A 19,000-nucleotide genomic window follows, 5' to 3' on the forward strand; every position below is an offset into this window, starting at 1 on the left:
GTCTCGTCTCCTTGTGCTCAGGCCTTCGATGCTTGCTGCTGGCGGACGAACTCCGCGGTACCGGCGAGGAAGCCGGGGATGTCGTTGGCCTTCCCCACCGCGTAGTCCTTGAAGTGTGCGGGCGTGTACACCTCGAGCGCGTCGCGATCGAGCGCATCGAGGACGGCGTCGACGCACTCCGCGACCGTGATCGGTTCGACGGGCACGTCGAGCGGGTCGTTGTCGGGGATCGAGAAGAGCTCGGTGTCGACGATGCCGGGGTAGACGACGAGCACGTTCACTCCCGTTCCCCACAGGTCGACCGACATGCACTCCGAGAACACCGAGAGCGCGGCCTTCGACGCGGCGTACGCGGTCTCACCCGGCGAGGACAGCGTGGCCGCGACCGACGACACGTTGATGATGCGGCCCGAGTCGCGTTCGAGCATCTGCGGGAGCAGTGCGAGCGTGAGGTGGATCGGCGAGAGGTAGTTGATCCGGGTGACGGCGTCGACGGTCGCCGCGTCGGTGACGGTGACATGCCGGCGTTTCGGGATGCCGGCGTTGTTCACGAGGATGTCGACGCCGCCCATCTCGTCGACGGCGTTCCGTGCGAGCTGGTCGACCTGGTTCGGGTCGGTGAGATCGGTGGTCCATTGATGGACCTCGGCGCCGTGGGCCCGGCAGCGTTCCGCCACCTCCGTGAGCCGGTCGGTGCGCCGGGCACAGATACCAACCGCGGCCCCGGCGGCCGCGAACGCCTCCGCGAGCCCCGCCCCGATGCCCGACGACGCCCCCGTCACGAGCACCCGGCTTCCGCGCAACTCGAACCCCATGGTCCCCCCAGTGTCGGTACCGATCGTCGCCGTACCGTACGCGAGATCAGAGGGGATAGCTTCCCGGCAATGAAGTTCATGGTCGAGTGCCCTGTGATGAGCGACGCCGACGGCGGCGCCTGGATCTCCCCCGACAACATTGCCGAGTTCGCCCGTACCGCCGAAGAGTCGGGAATCGACGCGGTCGCGTTCACCGACCATCCCGCGCCGTCGAAGAAGTGGCTGGAAGCGGGGGGCCACGAGACTTTCGACCCGTTCGTCGCCCTCGGCTTCTGTGCAGCCGTCACGAGCACGCTGAAGCTGATGACCAACCTCACGGTCGTCCCGTACCGGAACCCGCTGCTGATGGCCCGATCGATGACGTCCGTCGACGTCCTCTCCGGCGGCCGGACGATCTTCACGCTCGGCACCGGCTACTTGCGCTCCGAGTTCGCCGCGCTCGGCGTCGACTTCGACGAGCGCAACGCTCTCTTCGACGAAGCCGTCGAGGTGCTGCGCGGCGTCTGGTCGACCGACGATTTTTCGTACGAAGGGCGGCACTTCAAGGCGATCGGCCAGATCATCAAGCCGGGGCCGGTCCAGCGCCCGTACCCCCCGCTCTGGCTCGGCGGCAACGCGAAGGTCGTGCTCGACCGCGTCGCGCGTTGGGGCAACGGATGGGCGCCGCTCCTCGGTGGCGGCCCGACGCTCGCGCGCACGACACGCACCGCGGTGATCGGGTCCGACGAGAAGCTGGCCGCGATGATCCGCGACCTCGGTACGCGCCTCGAGGCGAACGGCCGCAGCCTCACCGAGATCGACATCCTCGCGTCGAGCGTGGAGGCGCGGTACTCACCGGGCGCGCCCGAGGAACTCCTCGACGCGCTCGGCCGGCTCGCCGAGACGGGTGTCACCTGGTCGTCGGGGTACTTCGCACGCGGATCGTTTCGCGCCGCGCTCGACGACCTGCGCCAGTTCGGTGAGGAAGTGATCGCGAGGTCCCGCTGAGCACGGAAACCGTGTTCGCCGACAACGCGGGCGTGCGCATCCACGCGCTCGACAACGAAGTCCGCGACACGACGCTCCCGCCGGTCGTCGTCGTGCCCGGGATGGGGGAGTCGGCCGAGGAGTACGCCTGGCTCCTCGCCGAGTTGGAGGACCGTCGCGTGGTTGCCATCGACGTGCGTGGCCGAGGGCGCAGCGACGCGCCGGAACACGGCTACCGGTGGGAAGACCACATCGGCGACATTGCGGCGATGATCGCGACGCTTGCTCTCGACCGACCGGTGCTCGTCGCGTTCTCGCGTGGGTCGTCCTACGCGTTGGGGTACGCGCTCTCTGTACCGCGCCGCGTGCGTGGCCTCGTGATCGGCGACTACCACGCGCGGCATGTCGGCCTTCCACCGGAGTTCGCAGAGCGGCAACTCGCGGTCACGCTGCGCGGGATACCGATGAGCGAGCGGATGCCGGAGCACGCGGTGATCGGTGTCGTGGAGGACAGTCGGGAGGTTCCCCTCTGGGATCGCCTGCACGAGCTCGTGTGCCCGGTGCTCGTGATCCGCGGCGGCCGGCGCGGCGTCATCGTGGACGACGACGCGGCCGCGCGCTGGGAGGCAGCCTTGCCGGGCGTCGAGCTCGCGATGCTGCCGGACGCGGGCCACGATCTCTGGAGCCGTGATCCGGCTGCGTACCTCGCGGTGCTCCGTCCCTTCCTCGAACGTGTGAGGTAGCGGCGGCCGGGCCGGCCGTCTGCAGGCCGTAGAGTCAAGGCGGATTTGCGACCAGTGGGAGATCGGCAATGACGGACACCACGCACGACCAGGCTCCGCACGACCAGGCTCCGGACGATCGGGCTTCGGACGATCGGGCCGAGGGCCGGTACAACCGGGGGCCGTTCGACTTCGCCGCCTTTGCGGTCGAGGAGCCCGGCCCCGTGTACCTCGAGGTGCAGGAGTCCAGCCCCTTCCGGGAAGACGGAGTGGTCGTCGTCACCAAGATGGCCGACATCCTCGCAGCCACCAAGCGTCGCGACGTCGTGAGCAGCATGGCCGCGACCAGCGGCCCCGATGACGAGAGCATGCTCGGGAACGAACGTCCGCTGATTCCGTTGCAGATCGACGGCGCCGAGCACACGAAGTTCCGCAAGCTGTTGGACCCTCTGTTCGCCCCGAGGGTGATGGCCCACCTCGAGCCGCACGTCACCGATGTCGCCAACGAGTTGATCGACCGGTTCATCGACCAGCCCGAGATCGAGTTCTACGAGGCATTCTGCGTACCGCTGCCGTCGCGCATCTTCCTCGAACTGATGGGGCTGCCCCAGGAGCAACTCGCAGACTTCCTCGAGTTCAAGGACGCCGCCATCCGACCCACGGGCGCGACGCCCGAGGAGCAGCGCACGTACCAGCGGCGGGTCATCGGGCGGATGAACGACTATCTGAACGCGGAGTTCGATCGGCGCCTCGCGGCCGACGAACCCGGCGACGATCTGATCGGCGGTTTCTTGACCGTCGAGATCGACGGTGACCGCCTGAGTCGAGAGGACATCCTCGACATCATGTTCCTGCTGCTCATCGCCGGGCTCGACACGGTGTCGTCGGCGCTGTCGAACATGGTGGCCTATCTCGCGCGTCACCCGGAGCAGCGTCAACAGTTGGTCGACGATCCGTCGTTGGTGCCGTCGGCAATCGAGGAGTTGCTGCGCACGCTCACACCCGTCCCGTTCGGTGGGCGCTTCGCCACAGCCGACTTCGAGGTGAACGGCAAGCCGGTGAAGGAGGGTGACATGCTCGCCGTGCTATGGGCGGCCGCGAACGTCGACCCCGACACCTTCCCCGACCCGTTGAAGGTCGACTTCGAACGCCGGGCCAACCGCCACGTCGCGTTCGCGGCGGGCTTTCATCGTTGCCTCGGGTCGCACCTCGCGCGCATGGAGCTGCGTGCCGCGCTCGGCGCGTGGCACCAACGCGTGCCCGAGTACGCGATCGCGCCGGGCAAAGAGCCCGTGTTCAACAACGACGGCGTGCGCATCGTGAACCCGCTGCCGCTCGTCATCACCCCCGCGCGTTAGGTCGGCGGCGGGCGGAATCCGATGGAGCGCCGCGCCGTCGACCACTCTGTCCGTCTCGCCGGGCTCGAGCTCCCCGACGACGTCCGCTGTGAGATCGTCGGCGAGGATCCGATTCTTCCCTCGCCCCACTATCTCGCACGAACCGGTCTGGCTGGCGCGCGAGCACGAACCTTGTCCGCAGCGTCGTGGAGGTCCTGGCGTGCCATCACGATCGGCGCTTCTCGACCACCCGCCGGACGTGCAGCAGGTATTCCTTGCGGTTGAGCGGGTTGTGGTCTGTGCGCGGCCGTGTCGGGAAGGTGCCGCGGACCGGGTGGTAGGAGTCGAAGGCGCATTCGAGCAGACCTTCGCCGCGCGTCAGCGCCGGTAGCTGTCGTTGCAGCTCGTGTACCCGAGCCGCCGGGATCGCACCCTCGAGGATGCACGACGACCCCCGGATCGTGGGTGGCTCAGGCACCGCGTGCAGCCGCGCCAGTGCCGGCAAGATCAGTCCGAGCGTGGCGGTCGGAAGCTCGAGGTGGAACCCGTGAATCGGCTCGCACACCACCGTTCCGGCCCTTTTCAGCGCGCTCATCAGCACCAGCGGCGTCAGGTTGCGGAAGTCTCCGGCAGCACTCCCCGGCCGTATCCAAAAGCCCGAATGCGTCATCGTGACCGTGCAGTCGGTGACCTGCCAGCCATAAGTGCCTTGGCGCAGCGTTCCCCGCACGGAGTCCTCGACCGCCTTGTGGAACGAGAGCGGAATCGACCCGAGCTCGACCTCGAGCCGGAACTCCACGCCGGAGTTGATGGGGGCCGGATCGATGCGCAGCCCGACCGTGGCGAGGAATGGATTGGGCGCCTTGCCGATTGTCTCGACGGCCGCACCGGTAGCGATGGGTCGTTCAATGCAGATCGTCGTCGTCTCGCGGAACTCGACGGCGATGTCGAAGTCGTTCGCCAGCGTTTCCTGGATGACCTCCTTCTGCACCTCTCCGTAGAGCGAGACGAACAGCTCCTGTCGAACATCGTCCTGTCGGAGGTTGATGAAGGGGTCCTGCTCAGTGAGCTGATCGAGCGCAACGCGTAGCGCACCTCTGTCGGCGGCGCGGCGGGCGACGATGACCGTCTCGAGTGTCGGCGGCGCGAAATGGTGACCCTCCGAGGTCGTTCGCGATGTGCCGATCGCGTCACCGATCTGGACATCGCCCAGACCCCAGAGCTTTCCGATCTGGCCGGCGGCGACCGCCGGATGCTGAACGGCCGAGCCGCGGTCGAAAACGCTGATCGCGGTGACCTTCCGCTCGTCATCACCGCGGACTTGCATCCGATCTCGCGTTCGAACCGTCCCCGAGAACATGCGGACGTACGCGATCCTCTCCCCGGCCCGCCCCCGTTCCACCTTGAAGACCGTGCCCGAAACCGGGCCATCGACGTCGCCTTCGGCAGCAGGCAGCAACTCTGCGATGCCGGCAATCAGCGAATCCACGCCGGCACCCGTGATCGCCGAGCCGAAGAACACCGGATGCACCAGCGCCTGCTTGGTCTGCGCCGCAAGCTCGTCGCGGAGCTGGCCGTACGAGACGGTCGTCTCGTCGTCGACGTACGCGGCCAGGACCGCGTCGTCGTGGTCAGCGAGCACATCGGCCAGCCTGGCCGTAAAGGCAACGTCGGCCGCGCCGTACGGCATGAAATCAGGGGTGCGTGTGCCAAGACCGCGCGCCGATCCCATCGGAAGAATTGCCGGCGTCAGCTTTTCGGAGATGCCCTGCAATACGCGTTCATCGTGCGCGCCGCCGCGGTCGATCTTGTTCACGAAGATGAGGGTGGGAATGTGCAGCCGCTGCAACGTCCGCATCAACACGCGGGTTTGCGCCTGAACACCCTCCACGGCCGAGATCACCAGCACCGCGCCGTCGAGCACGCTCAACACCCGTTCCACCTCGGCAATGAAATCTGGATGGCCGGGCGTGTCGATCAGGTTGACCGTCACGTCGTCGATGACGAACGACACGACGGCAGACTTGATCGTGATGCCGCGCTGCCGTTCGAGCGCCAAGGAATCGGTCTGGGTACTGCCGTCATCGACGCTGCCGATCTCGTCGATGACACCGGCGGCGTAGAGCAGCCGCTCGGTCAGGGTTGTCTTACCGGCGTCTACATGCGCCAAGATCCCCAAGTTCAACGTTCGCACCACGCGTCGTGTCCTCTCGAGAGGTGGCAATCCCCTTCTGGACGGACAAGAGCGCTCGGCGCATTTCCCTCTCCTTGGTGGATCGGCGGTTGTCGGGAGTACAGCAGACGGCCACGCCGGAGGGCAACCGATTTGTCGGGCGACTCAGCTCGGCCGGCTGATACTCCGACGAACCGGTACGTTTCCGTCGGTAGAAGACAAAGGTGGGGCGCGATGTACAAGGCAACGGTCCGCAGGTTGATCCGTCGCAGCATTCGGTTGCTCAACGAGGGCCGCTATGAGGCATCGCTCGCGGTCGTTGCCCCAGACGCTGCGCTGAGTTTTCCGGGCGACAACTCCTGGTCCCGAGAGTTCCGTTCCCCTCAGCTCGGCCGCGAGCCCTTCGCGACGCATCGCGGGAAGGACGAGATCGAAGCCTTCCTCCGGCGCTACGTCGGTACCGGGATGCAGATGTCCGTCGAGGACATCTTGGTCAACGGTCCGCCCTGGAACACGCGTGTCGCGGTGCGGGTCAACCATGGAATCGTCGCCGAAGGCGTGACGATCTACACCAACCGAGCCGTCCTCATGGCCAAAATCGTCTGGGGCAAGATTCGCGCGCAGGAGGACTACGAGGACACCGAACGCGTCGCCGCCTTTGACCGAGACCACCCTGAGCGCGCCGGTCGACGGACCGACTGACCGCATACAGAACTGCCGTTATACGGGTGATGTTGTCAAGCATCATCGTGGTCGACCTCAACCAACATGCCGTGAAGATCGGAGTTCGCCAATGATCGTCGTCCGCTTCAAGATCAAGTGCCAGCCGGCGAAGAGCGAGCAGGTCAAGACCGCGCTCGACCAGGTCATCGCCCCGAGCCGAACGGTCGAAGGGGTCATCAGTTTCGACATTGCCCGCGACCTCGCCGACCCCGACTCGTTCATCGCCACCGAGGTGTTCGAGGATCGGGATGCGCTCGACCGTCAAGAGTCGTTGCCGGAGGTAGGGAATGTGATGTCGATCCTCCCGGACTCCCTCGCTGTCCCACCCGAGGCAACTCTGTTCCACGTCTCCTCGTCCGAACCGCTGGAGAGTTGAGTACGCAGCCGCAGAAGGGTCGAGGCCGAGGGAGTCGGCGGGCAGACGGCGGCCAACCTTTCTGGCTCGACGACGCTCCGAGGGTCCAGGGCGGCCGAGTGCCCGATCGCTGTACGCGCCTGCGAGGACGAGCCGGCGGTGCTGACGTTGATGATCGAACCGCCGTCGCCCGCGAACATGCGACCTCCGAACAACGCCCCGCGACGGAACGGCCCGCGGGCGTTGAGCGGCGACACGCCGGCGTTGTCCACGAGCACGTCGCAACGGCCGAACTCGTCGTCAGCGATCTGCACGAGCCGATCACCGTCCGTCTCAGATGGCGCGCTCGCGGCCTTCCCAGTAGGGGTCGCGCAGCTTGCGTTTGTAGAGCTTGCCGTTTGGGTCGCGGGGGAGCTCTTCGGTGAAGTCGATGGTGCGCGGCGTCTTGAACTTGGCGAGACGGGTTGCCGACCATTCGAGGATCTCGGCTTCGAGCTCGGGGCTGCCCTCGACTCCCTCGACCGGCTCGACGACGGCCTTCACCTCTTCACCCCAGTCGTCGTGCGGAATGCCGAACACCGCCACGTCGGCGACCTTCGGATGCATGATCAGTTCGCTCTCGATCTCGGCGGGGTAGATGTTGGCCCCGCCCGAGATGATCATGTCGGTCTTGCGATCGGAGAGGAACAGCCAGCCGTCGTCGTCGAGGAAGCCGACGTCGCCAACGGTGAAGAACCTGCCACGACGGCTCTTCTCCGTCTTCTCCTTGTCCTTGTAGTACTCGAAGCTTCCCGCCATCATGTGCATGTAGACGGTGCCGATCTCGAAGGCCGGGAGCCCGTTGTCGTCGTCGTCGAGGATCACGATCTCCGCGCCCGGCCACGCGCGCCCGACGGTCCCGGGGTGCTCGAGCCAGTCCTTCGCGTACACGAGCGTGCCGCCACCCTCGCTGGCCGCGTAGTACTCGTCGATGACCGGACCCCACCACTCGATCATCTGACGCTTCACGTCGGGAGGGCACGGCGCCGCCGCGTGCACCATGTGGCGCAGCGACGACACGTTGTACTTCGCGCGCACCTCGTCCGGCAGGCCGAGCAGTCGGACGAACTGCGTCGGCACCATGTGCGTGTTCGTCACCTTGTACCGGTCGATCAAATGGAGCATCTGTTCGGGCGTCCACTTGTCCATCACGACGACGGTGTGGCCGGTGTGGATCGCGGAGCCCGCGAACACGAGCACCGCGGTGTGGTAGAGCGGCGAGCCGACGATGTGCACGTTGTCGTCGAACGGCTGGAGCCCGAACATGGTGAGCATCCCGCCGAATCCGCGACCGCCGGCCTCCGGCTCGGTGCCGGGTAACGAGCGGCGCACCCCCTTCGGACGGCCGGTGGTGCCCGACGTGTAGTTCATGACGGTGCCCGTCGTGCGGTTGGCGGGCGTACCGGACGGTTGGCCGGTCTTCAGTTCGTCGTACGCGCGGAAGCCGGGGATGTCGCCGCCGACGGCGAAGCGACCGTTGGCCGGGAAGTCGATCTCGTCGGCCGCGGCCGTCGCATGCTCCGCGAAGCGCGCGTGCGCGATGAACACCTTCGCCTCGCAGTCGTCCACGATGTACGCGATCTCCGGACCAACGAGGTGCCAGTTGATCGGGATGAGGTAGAAGCCCGCCTGGCTGATCGCGAGGTACAGCTCGAACACCTCGACCCCGTTCGGCAGCAGCATCGCGATCGCGTCGCCCGGCTGGAGCCCCATCGCACGGAGACCGTGGACGACCTGGTTGCACGAGCCGAGCAGCTCGCCCGCGGGCACAAGGCGCTCCTCGGGGTCGACGAGCGCGAGGTGATCCGGATTGGCCTCCGCGATCATCCAGAAGCCTTGGGGAGCGGGCGCGTCGGTGGGCGCAGCGGTCATCGTCCCTCCTTTCGGTGTCTGGTGGCGTGACTCTGAGCGCACCGGCCAACATGACGGCTCATGGACGGTATCCGTCATCGGAATGTCTCCACCAACGGCATCACGATGCACATCGCCGAGGCGGGGCCCGACGACGGCCGCACGGTGGTCCTGTGCCACGGCTTCCCCGAGTGCTGGTACTCGTGGCGGCACCAACTGGTCGCGTTGGGGGAGGCCGGCTTCCATGCCGTGGCGCCCGATCAGCGTGGATACGGGCAGACCGAGATGCCGGCCGAAGTGAGCGAGTACACGCAGCTGCATCTCGTCGGCGACATCGTCGGGTTGCTCGACGCGCTCGACGCCGAACGCGCCACCGTCGTCGGTCACGACTGGGGCGCGCCGGTCGCGTGGCACTGTGCGCTGCTCCGTCCCGATCGTTTCGAAGCGGTCGCCGCGCTCAGTGTGCACTGGGGCGGGATCGCGCCGCGTCCGACGCCATTGATGAAGCCCACTGACGGAATGCGCGCGGCGCTCGGCGACAGCTTCCTCTACATCCTGTATTTCCAGGAACCGGGCGTTGCCGAGGGCGAGCTCGACGTCGATCTCCGTCGCTCATTGCGCGCCACGCTCTACACACTCTCGGGTGACATCCCGCGCGACGAGTACCGCTTCTTCGACCCAGCCGCGCAGCAGATGTTCGACATTCTCGCGGAGCCGCCCGGCGCGCTCGACTGGCTCTCCGACGACGACCTCGACGCGTTCGTCGACTCGTTCGCACATCACGGCACGTTCTTCGGGGGCTTGAACTGGTACCGGTGCATCGACCGTACAGCCGAGCTGTTGGCGCCGTTCGCCGGCCTTCCGATCATGCAGCCCGCGCTCTTCATCGGCGCGGAGTACGACTCGATCTTCGGTCAGACACCCGAGTCGGTGCTCGCGACGCGCGCGCACATTCCCAATCTCCGCGAGCCGATCTGGGTGAAGGGATCGGGTCACTGGATCCAGCAGGAGGAACCGACCGTGGTCAACGACGCACTCCTCGAGTTCTTGGCCGAGAGCGGGACGAAATGAGCGAACTGCCGCAGTCTCCGTTCCGCCCCGATGTCTTGTCGGGCTCGGTAGCGTTCGTGACCGGTGGCGCGACCGGGATCGGCAAGGAGATCTGTCGAGTCCTCGGCCACCACGGCGCGCGTGTCGCGATCGCCAGCCGCAACACCGAACGGCTCGAGCAGGCGACGGCCGAGCTACGCGGCGAGGACATCGAGACGCACTTCGACGTCGGAGACGTGCGCGACGCCGCAGCCGTGCAACGGATCGTCGGTGGGATCGTCGATCGGTTCGGGCAGCTCGACATCGTCGTGAACAACGCGGCCGGCAACTTCCCTGCGCCGATGACGAAGATCTCCCCCAACGGTTTCAAGGCCGTCGTCGACATCGACCTCCTCGGCACCTACAACGTGTCGAAGGCCGCGTTCGACGCGTGGCTCGGTGAACACGGCGGCAATATCGTCAATATCACCGCGCCGTTCGAGTTGAAGGGCGTGGCGTTGCAGTCTCATGTCGCCGCGGCGAAGGCGGGTGTCGATTCGCTGACGCGTACGTGTGCGGTGGAGTGGGGCCCCTATGGGATTCGCGTGAACGCGATCGCGCCTGGAGCCATCGGCGATACGGAAGGCATGCGCCGGTTCGCCGACGTCGTGCCCAGCACCGAAGAGTCTCGACCCACGAACCCCGTCGGCCTGCTCGGCCACGGATCCGACATCGCGTACATGGTGTTGTTCCTGTGCTCGCCGGTCGCGCGGTTCATCTCCGGGCAGGTGATCGCGGTGGACGGCGCCGCGAGCATCGATCAGCTGAAGCTGGGCCTCGGCCGAGCCGATTAGCGGTACCACACCAACCGGCGTCGCAAGACACGCGTAATCCATGCCGAACGACGCCAGTTCGAGCAGTTCGTACCGATGGGAGCGGACATGGAGTTGACGGATCGGCGCATCATCGTCGTGGGCGCGTCGTCGGGCATCGGGGAAGCGGTGGCGGTGCAGGCCGCCGGGGCCGGAGCGCGCGTCGTGGTCGCTGCCCGCAGGCTCGATCGGCTGGAGGCAGTGGTCGAGCGGTGTGGCGACCGCGCGCACGCGGTGCGGTGCGACGTTCGTGATCCGACGAGCTGTGAGGAGTTGATCGCGCGCGCCGTCGAGCACCTCGGTGGTCTCGATGCGGTGATCTACTCGACTGCTATCGATCCGCTCGCGCGGCTCGTCGACACCGATGCCGAGTTGTGGGCCGATGTGCTCGCGACCAATGTGGTGGGCGCGTCACTCGTGTGCCGCGCCGCGGTTCCGCACCTCGCGAAGACGACGGGCCGGTACGTGTTCGTGTCGGCCACATCAGTTGGTCGTCCGCTACCGGGAATGGGTGCCTACGAGACCAGCAAGGCGGCGCTCGAGGAGCTGGCACGCGCGTGGCGGGGCGAGCATCCCGAGGTCGGGTTCTCGACCGTCGCCGTCGGCAACACGCTCGGTACCGAGGTCACCGCGCGCTGGGATCCAGAGTTGCTGGGGGAGCTCGGCGCGGTATGGGCGCAACGGGGGTACATCGACGACAACGGGCCGGGCGCGATGACCGTCGACGCGGCCGCGGCCGCGGTGTTGAGCGTGCTCAGCGCGGCCGCCGAGCTGCGGTTCGTGCTCGCGCTCCCGCCGCCCGGCAGCACGATGGAGCACCCCGGCGGGTAGAGAGCGATCTACTCGTCCTTCCCGCTCTGTGCAGCTTCGCTGCCGGGCCGCTCAGGCCACGCTTCGCTGCTCGGCGGGATGCCCGCCTCGCGGCCGCTCAGCTCGGGGGCTGCGGACCTCTCGCGTAGAGGGCGTCGCCGGCACCGCGTTGACCGAGCCGATGATGCTCGGGGAGCGGCCACCAGTCGTCGGGTCGGTGCCGGAGCGACCAGTCGGGCACCGCCACGCGCTGCGCGATCCGCCACTCGCCACCTCGACGCTCGAAACGGTCGATGAACCGGAACCCGGTGCTGAGGTTCAGGTGCGGGGCGTCCGACGCGCTGCGGTGCACCGACATCCCGTACGTCTCGACCCACGCGGTGTCGGCGTCGTCGAACTCGACGAGTTGGTTCCCGATGAAGTGCATCGTCGCGTCGTACTTCGCGAGCAACGGCCGTACCCATTCGAGGTAGGCATCGACCGTGCCGGAGAACGATCCGTGCTCGTCGTGCGCGTCGTCGTGATAGCAGCTACGAACGAGATCGAGGTCCATGCGGTCGATGCCGCGGCAGTAGCGCGCGACGACACGACGGATCTCGGCTTCTGCGATCAGTCGTTCGAGTTGCTCCGAGTCGGTCACCGAGCCCTCCTCCCGTGCGGGAGCTTAGGATTGACCCGAGCCACCAGGGAAGGGAGCCGCCAGATGTCGACTGAGCCGCTCGTCGTGGTGTCGTCGGACACCCATATCGGGCCGCTCCTGAAGGAGCAGCTGCGCGACTACTGCCCTCCCGCATACCTCGACGACTTCGACGCGTTCGTCACTGCGCGCGAGGACTCTGCACAGGGGAGAGGCGGGCTGCCGTTCGGCGGCCACCCCAACTCGCTCACCGCCGGACATCACGACGTCGACGCGCGGTTGCGCGACATGAATCGCGACGGCATCGCCGCCGAGGTGATCTTCCACGGGAGCCAGAACGGTGAGCCGATGCCGTTCCTCCCACAGCTGTTGGGAAACAACGCGAGCTTCGAGCTCGATCCGGAACTGGCTCCGGTCGGGGAGCGCATCTACAACCGTTGGCTGGCTGATTTCTGCTCGGTCGAGCCCGAACGTCATGTGGGCTTGGCCCACGTACCCATGTGGGACATCGACGCGGCGGTGGGTGAGCTCGAGTGGGCGGCCGACGTCGGCTTGCGCGGTGTGAACTTCCCCGCCCCTCGCCACGGCGTGTACCTCGAGTACAACGACCGCGCGTGGGAGCCGTTCTGGTCGGCGTGCGAGGCGTGCAACATGGCATTGGCAACGCACGTCGGTGTGGCGAGCCCCGGCCGCGCGTCGGGCCCCGAATCGCTCGCGCTCACCTCGATCGAAGACGGCGGCTACTTCGCGCGACGCGCGATCTGGTGGATGATCTTCGGCGGCGTGTTCGAACGGCACCCCAACCTGAAATTGGTGATCACCGAGTCGCCGGGGGAGTGGTGGTCGCACACGATGGTCGAGCTCGACTCCACGTGGTTGTCGCAGGCCGACTGGAACGCCGCGCTGCGCGAACAGGTGCCGCGCCGGCCGAGCGAGTACTGCGAGTCGAACGTGTTCGTCGGCGCAAGCTTCCTCGCGTCCTTCGAAGCCGCGCGTGCCGTCGACGAGGGCTACGCGTCGCAGCTCCTCTGGGGTTCTGACTACCCGCACATCGAGGGAACGTGGCAGCACACCAGTCACGACGACGCGGAGCCGGTCACGCGGGCCGCGCAGCGCAACACGTTCTGCGAGATCCGGCCCGACGCCACTCGGGCGATGCTCGGTGAGAACGCGGTGGCCGTGTACGGCCTCGACGCGCAGAAGCTCGGCGAGGTCGCGGCGAGGATCGACGCGCCCACGCTGGCCGAGCTCGCCGTGCCAATCGAGTCCATCCCACCGGGCGCGAGCCCCACCGCCTTCCGCACTTTCGGTGCCTGGAAGTAAGGAAACCAAACCTATGGACGACCGCGCGCAAACCCTCGCCGACAAGGCCGAGATCGTGGAGCTCATGACCCGTTACTGCTTCGCGGTCGATTTCCGTGAGTTCGACGAGTTGCGCGACGTGTTCGCCACCGACGCCGACGCCACCTACGTGCTCACGCCGCTCGGTCTCGGGCTCGAAGACGTGCACCTCTCGGGCGCCGACGCCATCGTCGAATGGCTGAGCTCCGTGCTCGGGAACCTCGGTGAACCCGGTCCGCGCCACGCGATGACGAACTTCCTCATCGAGGTTCACGGCGACCACGCGCACTCGCGCAACTACCTCGCGGGTGGCGGTGGCCTCTACACCGTCGACCACGTGCGCACACCAAACGGGTGGCGCGCGGCGCGGTTCGAGATGCGTAACTTCGCGCGCCCGGCTACTCCGCCTGGCTGATCGCCCACGCCGCGTTGATCAAACCGATGTGGCTGAACGCCTGCGGGAAGTTGCCGAGCAGTTCGCCCGTTTCGGCGTCGACTTCTTCTGCGAGCAGACCCACGTCGTTCACGTAGACAATCGCGCGCTCGAACGTCTCCCGGGCTCGCTCCACTTCTCCGGCCAGCGCGAGCGCCTGCGCGAGCCAGAAGGTGCAGAGGAGGAATGTGCCTTCTTCGCCCTCGAGGCCGTCGTGGGCGAGGTAGCGGTATACGAGTCCGTGTTTGTCCGTAAGTCGCTCAGCGGTCGCGTTGATCGTCGCGAGCATGCGCGGGTCGCTCGCGGGGATGAAGCCGACGATCGGCATCATCAAGTTGGACGCGTCGAGGTCAACGGATCCGAACGATTGCGTGAACGCGCCCGCCGCCTCGTTCCAGCCGCGCGTGAGGATGGCGTCGGCGATCTCGCCGCGCATGCGCGTCCAATCGTCGACGCGATCGGCCGTGCCGAACCGGTCGGCAAGCAGGATCGCCCGGTCGAGCGCGACCCAGCACATGAGCTTGGAGTACAGGAAGTCGCGCGGCGCGCCCCGCACTTCCCAGATTCCCTGGTCCTGCTCGTACCAGCGTGCCGCGGCGGTGTCGGCCAGATCGGCGAGGAACTGCCGAGTGGACGGCGCCAAGCGATCGAGCTGCTCCGGCAACCGGTACACCGCGTCGAGCAGCTCGCCGTAGACGTCGAGCTGACGCTGATTCCAGGCACCGTTCCCCACGCGCACCGGCGCGCTGTTGCGCCAACCCGCGAGATGTGGCAACTCGCGCTCGGTGAGGTCGCGCTCGCCGCCGATGCCGAACATGATCTGCAGGTCGCCACCGCGACGCACGAGTGACGCGGCCGCCCCCGACATGAAGTCGAAGAACTTGTCGGCCTCGTCGGGACACGCCGCCACCCAGAGGGCTTGGATGGTGAAGCTCGCGTCGCGCACCCATGCGTAGCGGTAGTCCCAATTTCGCGAGCCGCCCGGTGTCTCCGGCAGCGAGGTGGTGGGCGCCGCACAGATCGCGCCGGTCGGGAAGTAGGTGAGCGCGTAGAGCACGCGCCCGCTGTGGTGCACGAGATCGTGCCACGGTCCCTCGTAGGCCTGGTGGAGCTCCGACCATGTGTGCCACGCGGCGGCGGTGTCGGCGAGGCGCTCGGCGATCTCGTCGCTCGGCCAGAGACGAGGAGGGTCCTCAGAGGTGGTCTTGTGCTCGAGTGCGAACAGCACCGTCTCGTCCTCGCGGACGGTGAACGTCGCTCGGGCAGAGCTCTCGTCGACCGCGAGGGGAACTGACGAGCCCAGCGCGAGCACATCCGCCCCACCGCGCGCGGTGACACCACCGTCGACCAGGTCGAGCAGCGGGTGGATCAACCCGTACTCCGGTCGCGGCGCGTACGTCATCGCGACTTCGGTCTCGCCGCTCACGCCGGTGATTCGCCGCAGGAGCGCGGAAGGCGCGTCGGCACCGAGCTCATGGCCGCGTTCGTTCCGTCCGACGGCAAGCGCATCCACGAGCGTCACGGTGCCCGTCGCCGTGCGAAACGTGGTCTCGAGCACCATCGTGTCGTCGACGTAGCGCCGACTCACCTCGGAGTCGGCGGTCGGGTGGATCGACCAGTGGCCGGCGCGCTCGTCGAGGATCCGCCCGAACACCGACGGGCTGTCGAACCGCGGGAAGCACAACCAGTCGACGGAGCCGTCGCGGCTCACGAGGGCAGCAGAATGGCAATCCGACAGCAGCGCGTAGTCCGCGATCGGCGGTTGGCTCACGAGGGGCCCATCTCCTTCCATGCGTCGGTGAGCACGGTTCGCAGCGTGGCTTCGATGAAGTCGAATTCAGCCGGTCCCGCGATGAGCGGCGGCGCGAGCTGCACGATCGGGTGACCGCGGTCGTCGGTGCGACAGATCAGGCCGGCCTCGTAGAAACGCGGTGCCAGGTAGCCCCGAAGCAAGCGTTCGCGCTCGTCCTTGGGGAACGTCTCCTTCGTGGCCTGGTCGCGCACGAGCTCGATTGCCCAGAAGTAGCCGCCACCGCGTACATCACCGACGATCGGGATGTCGCGAAGACGCTCGAGCCGCGCCTGGAGCTCGGGTTCGTGCGTACGCACGTTGTCGAGCACGCGCTCCTGTTCGAACACGTCGAGGTTCGCGAGAGCGACCGCGCAGCTCACCGGATGGCCCGCAAAGGTGATGCCGTGCAGGAACGAGGAGTCGGGCTCGGCGAGGAACGGCTCGGCGAGCGCGTCGCGACAGATCACCGCGCCCAACGGCGAGTAGCCGCTGGTGAGGCCCTTCGCGCAGGTGATCATGTCGGGCAGGTAGTCGTAACGCTCGCAGCCGAACATCTCACCGAGCCGACCGAACGCACAGATCACCTCGTCGGAGACGAGCAGCACCCCGTACTTGTCGCAGATCTCACGTACCCGCTGGAAGTAGCCCTCGGGAGGGACGAAGCAGCCCCCACCGTTCTGCAGGGGCTCGAGGAACACCGCGGCGACCGTGTCGGGACCTTCGAAGAGGATGCGCGCTTCGATCGCGTCAGTCACATCGAGCATGAAGGCTTTCTCGTCGTCGCCGTGCGGATGCCGGTACCGGTTGGTGTTGGGAACGTGCGACGCACCAGGGGTGAGCGGCTCGAACGGGGTGCGCAATGCCGGGATGCCGGTGATCGCGAGCGCGCCGAGGGTTGTGCCGTGGTACGCGATCTCGCGCGCGATCACCTTGTGGCGTTGTCCTTGCCCGATGGCGCGGAAGTACTGCCGTGCGAGCTTCCAGGCCGACTCGACTGCCTCGGACCCGCCGCTCGTGAAGAAGACGCGATTGAGGTCGCCCGGCGCGAGCTCAGCGACCCGCGCCGCGAGCTCGATCGCGGGCGGGTGCGCGTAGTTCCAGATCGGGAAGTACGCGAGCTGTTCCGCCTGCCGGCGGGCCGCTTCCGCAAGGTCGGCACGACCGTGTCCTACCTGCACGGCGAACAGGCCGGACAACCCGTCGAAGAGACGCTTCCCCGTCGCGTCCCACACGTAGCAGCCCTCGCCGCGCGTGATGATGTTGACGGGATGGTTGTCGTCGTACGCGCCGAGTCGCGCGAAGTGCATCCAGAGATGACGACGTGCAAGCTCGCCGAGCTCGTCCGGGGTGCGCGCGCTGGTCAAGCTGGGGATTCTACGGCTCGAGTTCAGATGCGCGTAGGGTGTGCGCCGTGTACTACGGAATCGGGATCTTCGCCTTTGTCGCCATCCTCTGCATCGTCGCCTACTTCGTCATGATGAAGCGGCGCCGCGAGTACGAGAAGGGCGAGTAGCGAGGGCTACCCGGCCGACCTCGCTGCCGCAGTCGGGCTCGTGTACACCACGTTCACGTCGGTGTAACCGAGCCGGCCAAGGAACCCCTGCAGCATCTTCGTCGTGTTGCGTTCCGCGCGCTGGACGAGGTGACTGTGCCTCGCGGCTGTACCCAGCTTGTCCTGCGCGAGCACATAGAAGCGCTGCTCACTGGTGGGGTTGTCGCTGAAGATTCCGCCCAAGCGGTTCACGATGCCGCGTTCGCGACCGACGACGCGACTGGTCTTGGGGTCGATGACCGCAGGATTGACTCGCGGTTCGGGCAGTGTGATCGTGACGGCGCCGTCGCCGCGCGGCTGCACCGCACCGGTCGAGAGCGCCGAGAAGTCGACCGTGGCGTCGACCGTCCCGTTCGCGAGGAACGTGGTGCGCTCGCCGGCGATGAACGAGGGCAGGATCGACACGTCGTCCTCGACGTCGATCGTCTGCTGGAAACGTGCCTGAGCAGCCGAGTACGACGACAGGTTGTTGAGCTCTTTGAGCAAGGCGGGGGACGAACGGTCGACGCTCGACGTGGCGAAGGGATTGCCGATGTCGAGGATTCCGGTGAGCACTCCGGCGATCGCCAGCACGCCGACGGCCAGGGCACCGACGACCACGAGCGACACGATGGAGCTGAGGCGGGGTCGGCGGCGGCGGCCACCGTCCGCCACGACCCGCACGGTGACCTCTTGATTCGATTGATCGGGGCCGGCGGACGGGTGAGTGCTGTCCTTGAGCAGGGTGGGCATGGTTCTCCTGGGGTCGAGGCGCGACACGATGCGCGCTGCGTTCGGATGACTAACGATCCCCGACCCCTGGTCAGTTCCACAGTCGAAGAGCCGCTTGAAATCTCTGCATGCTGGTGTGTCAAGAAAAATCAATGGCGCTCTTGACGATTGAGGCCCAAGTCGTGATCACACAGGTGTAGTTCTCACGGAGCATGCGCGCGCTACGTGGTATTTGCTTGACCTGGCGAGGTATCCTGCTATCGAATGCGTCGAGACCGTCGTCAAGCGCACCCCCGAGACTCGGAGACGCGACTGTGACCCAAGCACTCTTCTTCGACTTCGTCGAAAAGCGCGTGATTGTGCCCCAGCCGCAGATCCCGGCCAACGACGAGCGACCCGCACCCATGCCAGAGGTGTCAACAAACCCTTAGCATTGTCCCCGTGCGGGTAGATTGGGCAACAACCTGTCGGTACGCGGGGGTAAATGCCGGTCTCGCCACAATCGTCGGCGCGGGTATCGACACGTACTGGCCTTCTGCCTTCCCGGCTGAAGTCACGGGAACCATCCTTGCTCGGGTCGTGGGTCGGCCCGAAGAAACCGAGCAGATGCACACGCTCGTGGTCCGCGTTCTCGGACCGGACATGACACCGTCGGCTGATCCCCTTGAAGCCCAGTTTCAGACTGATCTGTCACCCGCTCACTATCCAGGTTGGGAACAGCAGGTCCTACTGCCAATCGGCTTCCGCTTTCGAGCCTCAGAAGCAGGCATCTTCACAATCGAGATCGGAGAAGTAGTCAAGACTTGTGGATCGGGTTTGTTGGTCACGCGGCGACCTCGTTC

18 protein-coding genes and 1 pseudogene are annotated in these 19,000 nt (G+C 66.8%); 11 read left to right on the forward strand and 8 right to left on the reverse strand.

The window, feature by feature from the left end; all coding sequences use genetic code 11:
- Positions 1–17: 17 nt before the first annotated feature.
- On the reverse strand, positions 18–815 hold the full coding sequence (locus WD271_03060; GenBank protein ID MEX1006805.1) for an SDR family NAD(P)-dependent oxidoreductase: 798 nt from the start codon (positions 813–815) through the stop codon (positions 18–20).
- Between the two features lie 69 nt (positions 816–884).
- Here WD271_03060 and WD271_03065 point away from each other — a divergent pair, with 69 nt between their 5' ends.
- The 3 genes from WD271_03065 to WD271_03075 all read left to right on the forward strand — a co-directional run bounded on the left by WD271_03065 (position 885) and on the right by WD271_03075 (position 3,861).
- Complete coding sequence (locus WD271_03065; protein MEX1006806.1) at positions 885–1,802, forward strand: LLM class F420-dependent oxidoreductase; 918 nt, start codon at positions 885–887, stop codon at positions 1,800–1,802.
- An 11-nt stretch (positions 1,803–1,813) separates the two neighbouring features.
- On the forward strand, positions 1,814–2,524 hold the full coding sequence (locus tag WD271_03070; GenBank protein MEX1006807.1) for an alpha/beta hydrolase: 711 nt from the start codon (positions 1,814–1,816) through the stop codon (positions 2,522–2,524).
- A 68-nt stretch (positions 2,525–2,592) separates the two neighbouring features.
- Positions 2,593–3,861, forward strand: coding sequence for a cytochrome P450 (locus WD271_03075; GenBank protein MEX1006808.1), 1,269 nt, complete (start codon positions 2,593–2,595; stop codon positions 3,859–3,861).
- Positions 3,862–4,066: 205 nt separating this feature from the next.
- On the opposite strand, the gene WD271_03080 is transcribed toward WD271_03075, so the two are convergent.
- A complete protein-coding gene (locus WD271_03080) occupies positions 4,067–6,034 on the reverse strand; it encodes a translation factor GTPase family protein (GenBank protein ID MEX1006809.1) in 1,968 nt (655 codons plus the stop codon).
- A 213-nt stretch (positions 6,035–6,247) separates the two neighbouring features.
- On the opposite strand from WD271_03080, the gene WD271_03085 reads away from it, so the two are divergent.
- Together WD271_03085 and WD271_03090 are read left to right on the forward strand one after the other, a co-directional pair.
- A complete protein-coding gene (locus tag WD271_03085; protein ID MEX1006810.1) occupies positions 6,248–6,715 on the forward strand; it encodes a nuclear transport factor 2 family protein in 468 nt (155 codons plus the stop codon).
- A gap of 91 nt (positions 6,716–6,806) precedes the next feature.
- Complete coding sequence (locus WD271_03090; GenBank protein MEX1006811.1) at positions 6,807–7,112, forward strand: putative quinol monooxygenase; 306 nt, start codon at positions 6,807–6,809, stop codon at positions 7,110–7,112.
- 128 nt (positions 7,113–7,240) lie between these two features.
- Here WD271_03090 and WD271_03095 read toward each other — a convergent pair.
- Positions 7,241–7,414: pseudogene (locus WD271_03095) on the reverse strand (short-chain dehydrogenase).
- A 10-nt stretch (positions 7,415–7,424) separates the two neighbouring features.
- Positions 7,425–9,002: an acyl-CoA synthetase gene (locus tag WD271_03100; GenBank protein MEX1006812.1), complete on the reverse strand. Its 1,578-nt coding sequence runs from the start codon at positions 9,000–9,002 to the stop codon at positions 7,425–7,427.
- Positions 9,003–9,062: 60 nt separating this feature from the next.
- On the opposite strand from WD271_03100, the gene WD271_03105 reads away from it, so the two are divergent.
- The 3 genes from WD271_03105 (at position 9,063) to WD271_03115 (ending at position 11,713) form a co-directional block, all read left to right on the forward strand.
- Positions 9,063–10,052, forward strand: coding sequence for an alpha/beta hydrolase (locus WD271_03105; protein MEX1006813.1), 990 nt, complete (start codon positions 9,063–9,065; stop codon positions 10,050–10,052).
- Positions 10,049–10,864, forward strand: a complete 816-nt coding sequence (locus WD271_03110) for an SDR family oxidoreductase (protein ID MEX1006814.1) — start codon at positions 10,049–10,051, stop codon at positions 10,862–10,864. The genes WD271_03105 and WD271_03110 overlap by 4 nt, the downstream gene beginning before the upstream one ends.
- Before the next feature lie 87 nt (positions 10,865–10,951).
- The gene (locus tag WD271_03115) at positions 10,952–11,713 is read left to right on the forward strand and encodes an SDR family oxidoreductase (GenBank protein ID MEX1006815.1); all 762 of its coding nucleotides are present in this window, start codon (positions 10,952–10,954) and stop codon (positions 11,711–11,713) included.
- Positions 11,714–11,810: 97 nt separating this feature from the next.
- Here the strand turns inward: WD271_03115 and WD271_03120 are convergent, their stop codons facing one another.
- Positions 11,811–12,332: a nuclear transport factor 2 family protein gene (locus WD271_03120; GenBank protein MEX1006816.1), complete on the reverse strand. Its 522-nt coding sequence runs from the start codon at positions 12,330–12,332 to the stop codon at positions 11,811–11,813.
- A gap of 63 nt (positions 12,333–12,395) precedes the next feature.
- Between WD271_03120 and WD271_03125 the strand changes: the two genes are divergently transcribed.
- Both WD271_03125 and WD271_03130 read left to right on the forward strand, forming a co-directional pair.
- The gene (locus WD271_03125) at positions 12,396–13,652 is read left to right on the forward strand and encodes an amidohydrolase family protein (protein ID MEX1006817.1); all 1,257 of its coding nucleotides are present in this window, start codon (positions 12,396–12,398) and stop codon (positions 13,650–13,652) included.
- A gap of 13 nt (positions 13,653–13,665) precedes the next feature.
- Positions 13,666–14,085, forward strand: coding sequence for a nuclear transport factor 2 family protein (locus WD271_03130; protein ID MEX1006818.1), 420 nt, complete (start codon positions 13,666–13,668; stop codon positions 14,083–14,085).
- Here the strand turns inward: WD271_03130 and WD271_03135 are convergent.
- The 3 genes from WD271_03135 to WD271_03145 all read right to left on the reverse strand — a co-directional run bounded on the left by WD271_03135 (position 14,069) and on the right by WD271_03145 (position 18,179).
- Positions 14,069–15,874, reverse strand: a complete 1,806-nt coding sequence (locus WD271_03135; GenBank protein MEX1006819.1) for a glycoside hydrolase family 15 protein — start codon at positions 15,872–15,874, stop codon at positions 14,069–14,071. The genes WD271_03130 and WD271_03135 overlap by 17 nt on opposite strands.
- The gene (locus WD271_03140) at positions 15,871–17,259 is read right to left on the reverse strand and encodes an aspartate aminotransferase family protein (GenBank protein ID MEX1006820.1); all 1,389 of its coding nucleotides are present in this window, start codon (positions 17,257–17,259) and stop codon (positions 15,871–15,873) included. The genes WD271_03135 and WD271_03140 overlap by 4 nt, the downstream gene beginning before the upstream one ends.
- Before the next feature lie 155 nt (positions 17,260–17,414).
- Complete coding sequence (locus tag WD271_03145) at positions 17,415–18,179, reverse strand: DUF4230 domain-containing protein (protein MEX1006821.1); 765 nt, start codon at positions 18,177–18,179, stop codon at positions 17,415–17,417.
- Between the two features lie 420 nt (positions 18,180–18,599).
- Between WD271_03145 and WD271_03150 the strand changes: the two genes are divergently transcribed.
- A partial coding sequence (locus WD271_03150) for a hypothetical protein (protein ID MEX1006822.1) occupies positions 18,600–19,000 on the forward strand: 401 nt, incomplete at its 3' end.

This window comes from Acidimicrobiia bacterium, assembly GCA_040880805.1.
In the GTDB taxonomy this organism is placed as follows: Bacteria; Actinomycetota; Acidimicrobiia; order IMCC26256; family DASPTH01; genus DASPTH01.

Excerpts from the sequence above, each read along its gene's own strand:
- WD271_03060 (MEX1006805.1), bottom strand. The coding sequence starts at position 815 with ATGGGGTTCGAGTTGCGCGGAAGCCGGGTGCTCGTGACGGGGGCGTCG.
- WD271_03065 (MEX1006806.1), top strand. The coding sequence starts at position 885 with ATGAAGTTCATGGTCGAGTGCCCTGTGATGAGCGACGCCGACGGCGGC.
- WD271_03075 (MEX1006808.1), top strand. The coding sequence starts at position 2,593 with ATGACGGACACCACGCACGACCAGGCTCCGCACGACCAGGCTCCGGAC.
- WD271_03085 (MEX1006810.1), top strand. The coding sequence starts at position 6,248 with ATGTACAAGGCAACGGTCCGCAGGTTGATCCGTCGCAGCATTCGGTTG.
- WD271_03090 (MEX1006811.1), top strand. The coding sequence starts at position 6,807 with ATGATCGTCGTCCGCTTCAAGATCAAGTGCCAGCCGGCGAAGAGCGAG.
- WD271_03100 (MEX1006812.1), bottom strand. The coding sequence starts at position 9,002 with ATGACCGCTGCGCCCACCGACGCGCCCGCTCCCCAAGGCTTCTGGATG.
- WD271_03105 (MEX1006813.1), top strand. The coding sequence starts at position 9,063 with ATGGACGGTATCCGTCATCGGAATGTCTCCACCAACGGCATCACGATG.
- WD271_03110 (MEX1006814.1), top strand. The coding sequence starts at position 10,049 with ATGAGCGAACTGCCGCAGTCTCCGTTCCGCCCCGATGTCTTGTCGGGC.
- WD271_03115 (MEX1006815.1), top strand. The coding sequence starts at position 10,952 with ATGGAGTTGACGGATCGGCGCATCATCGTCGTGGGCGCGTCGTCGGGC.
- WD271_03125 (MEX1006817.1), top strand. The coding sequence starts at position 12,396 with ATGTCGACTGAGCCGCTCGTCGTGGTGTCGTCGGACACCCATATCGGG.
- WD271_03130 (MEX1006818.1), top strand. The coding sequence starts at position 13,666 with ATGGACGACCGCGCGCAAACCCTCGCCGACAAGGCCGAGATCGTGGAG.
- WD271_03145 (MEX1006821.1), bottom strand. The coding sequence starts at position 18,179 with ATGCCCACCCTGCTCAAGGACAGCACTCACCCGTCCGCCGGCCCCGAT.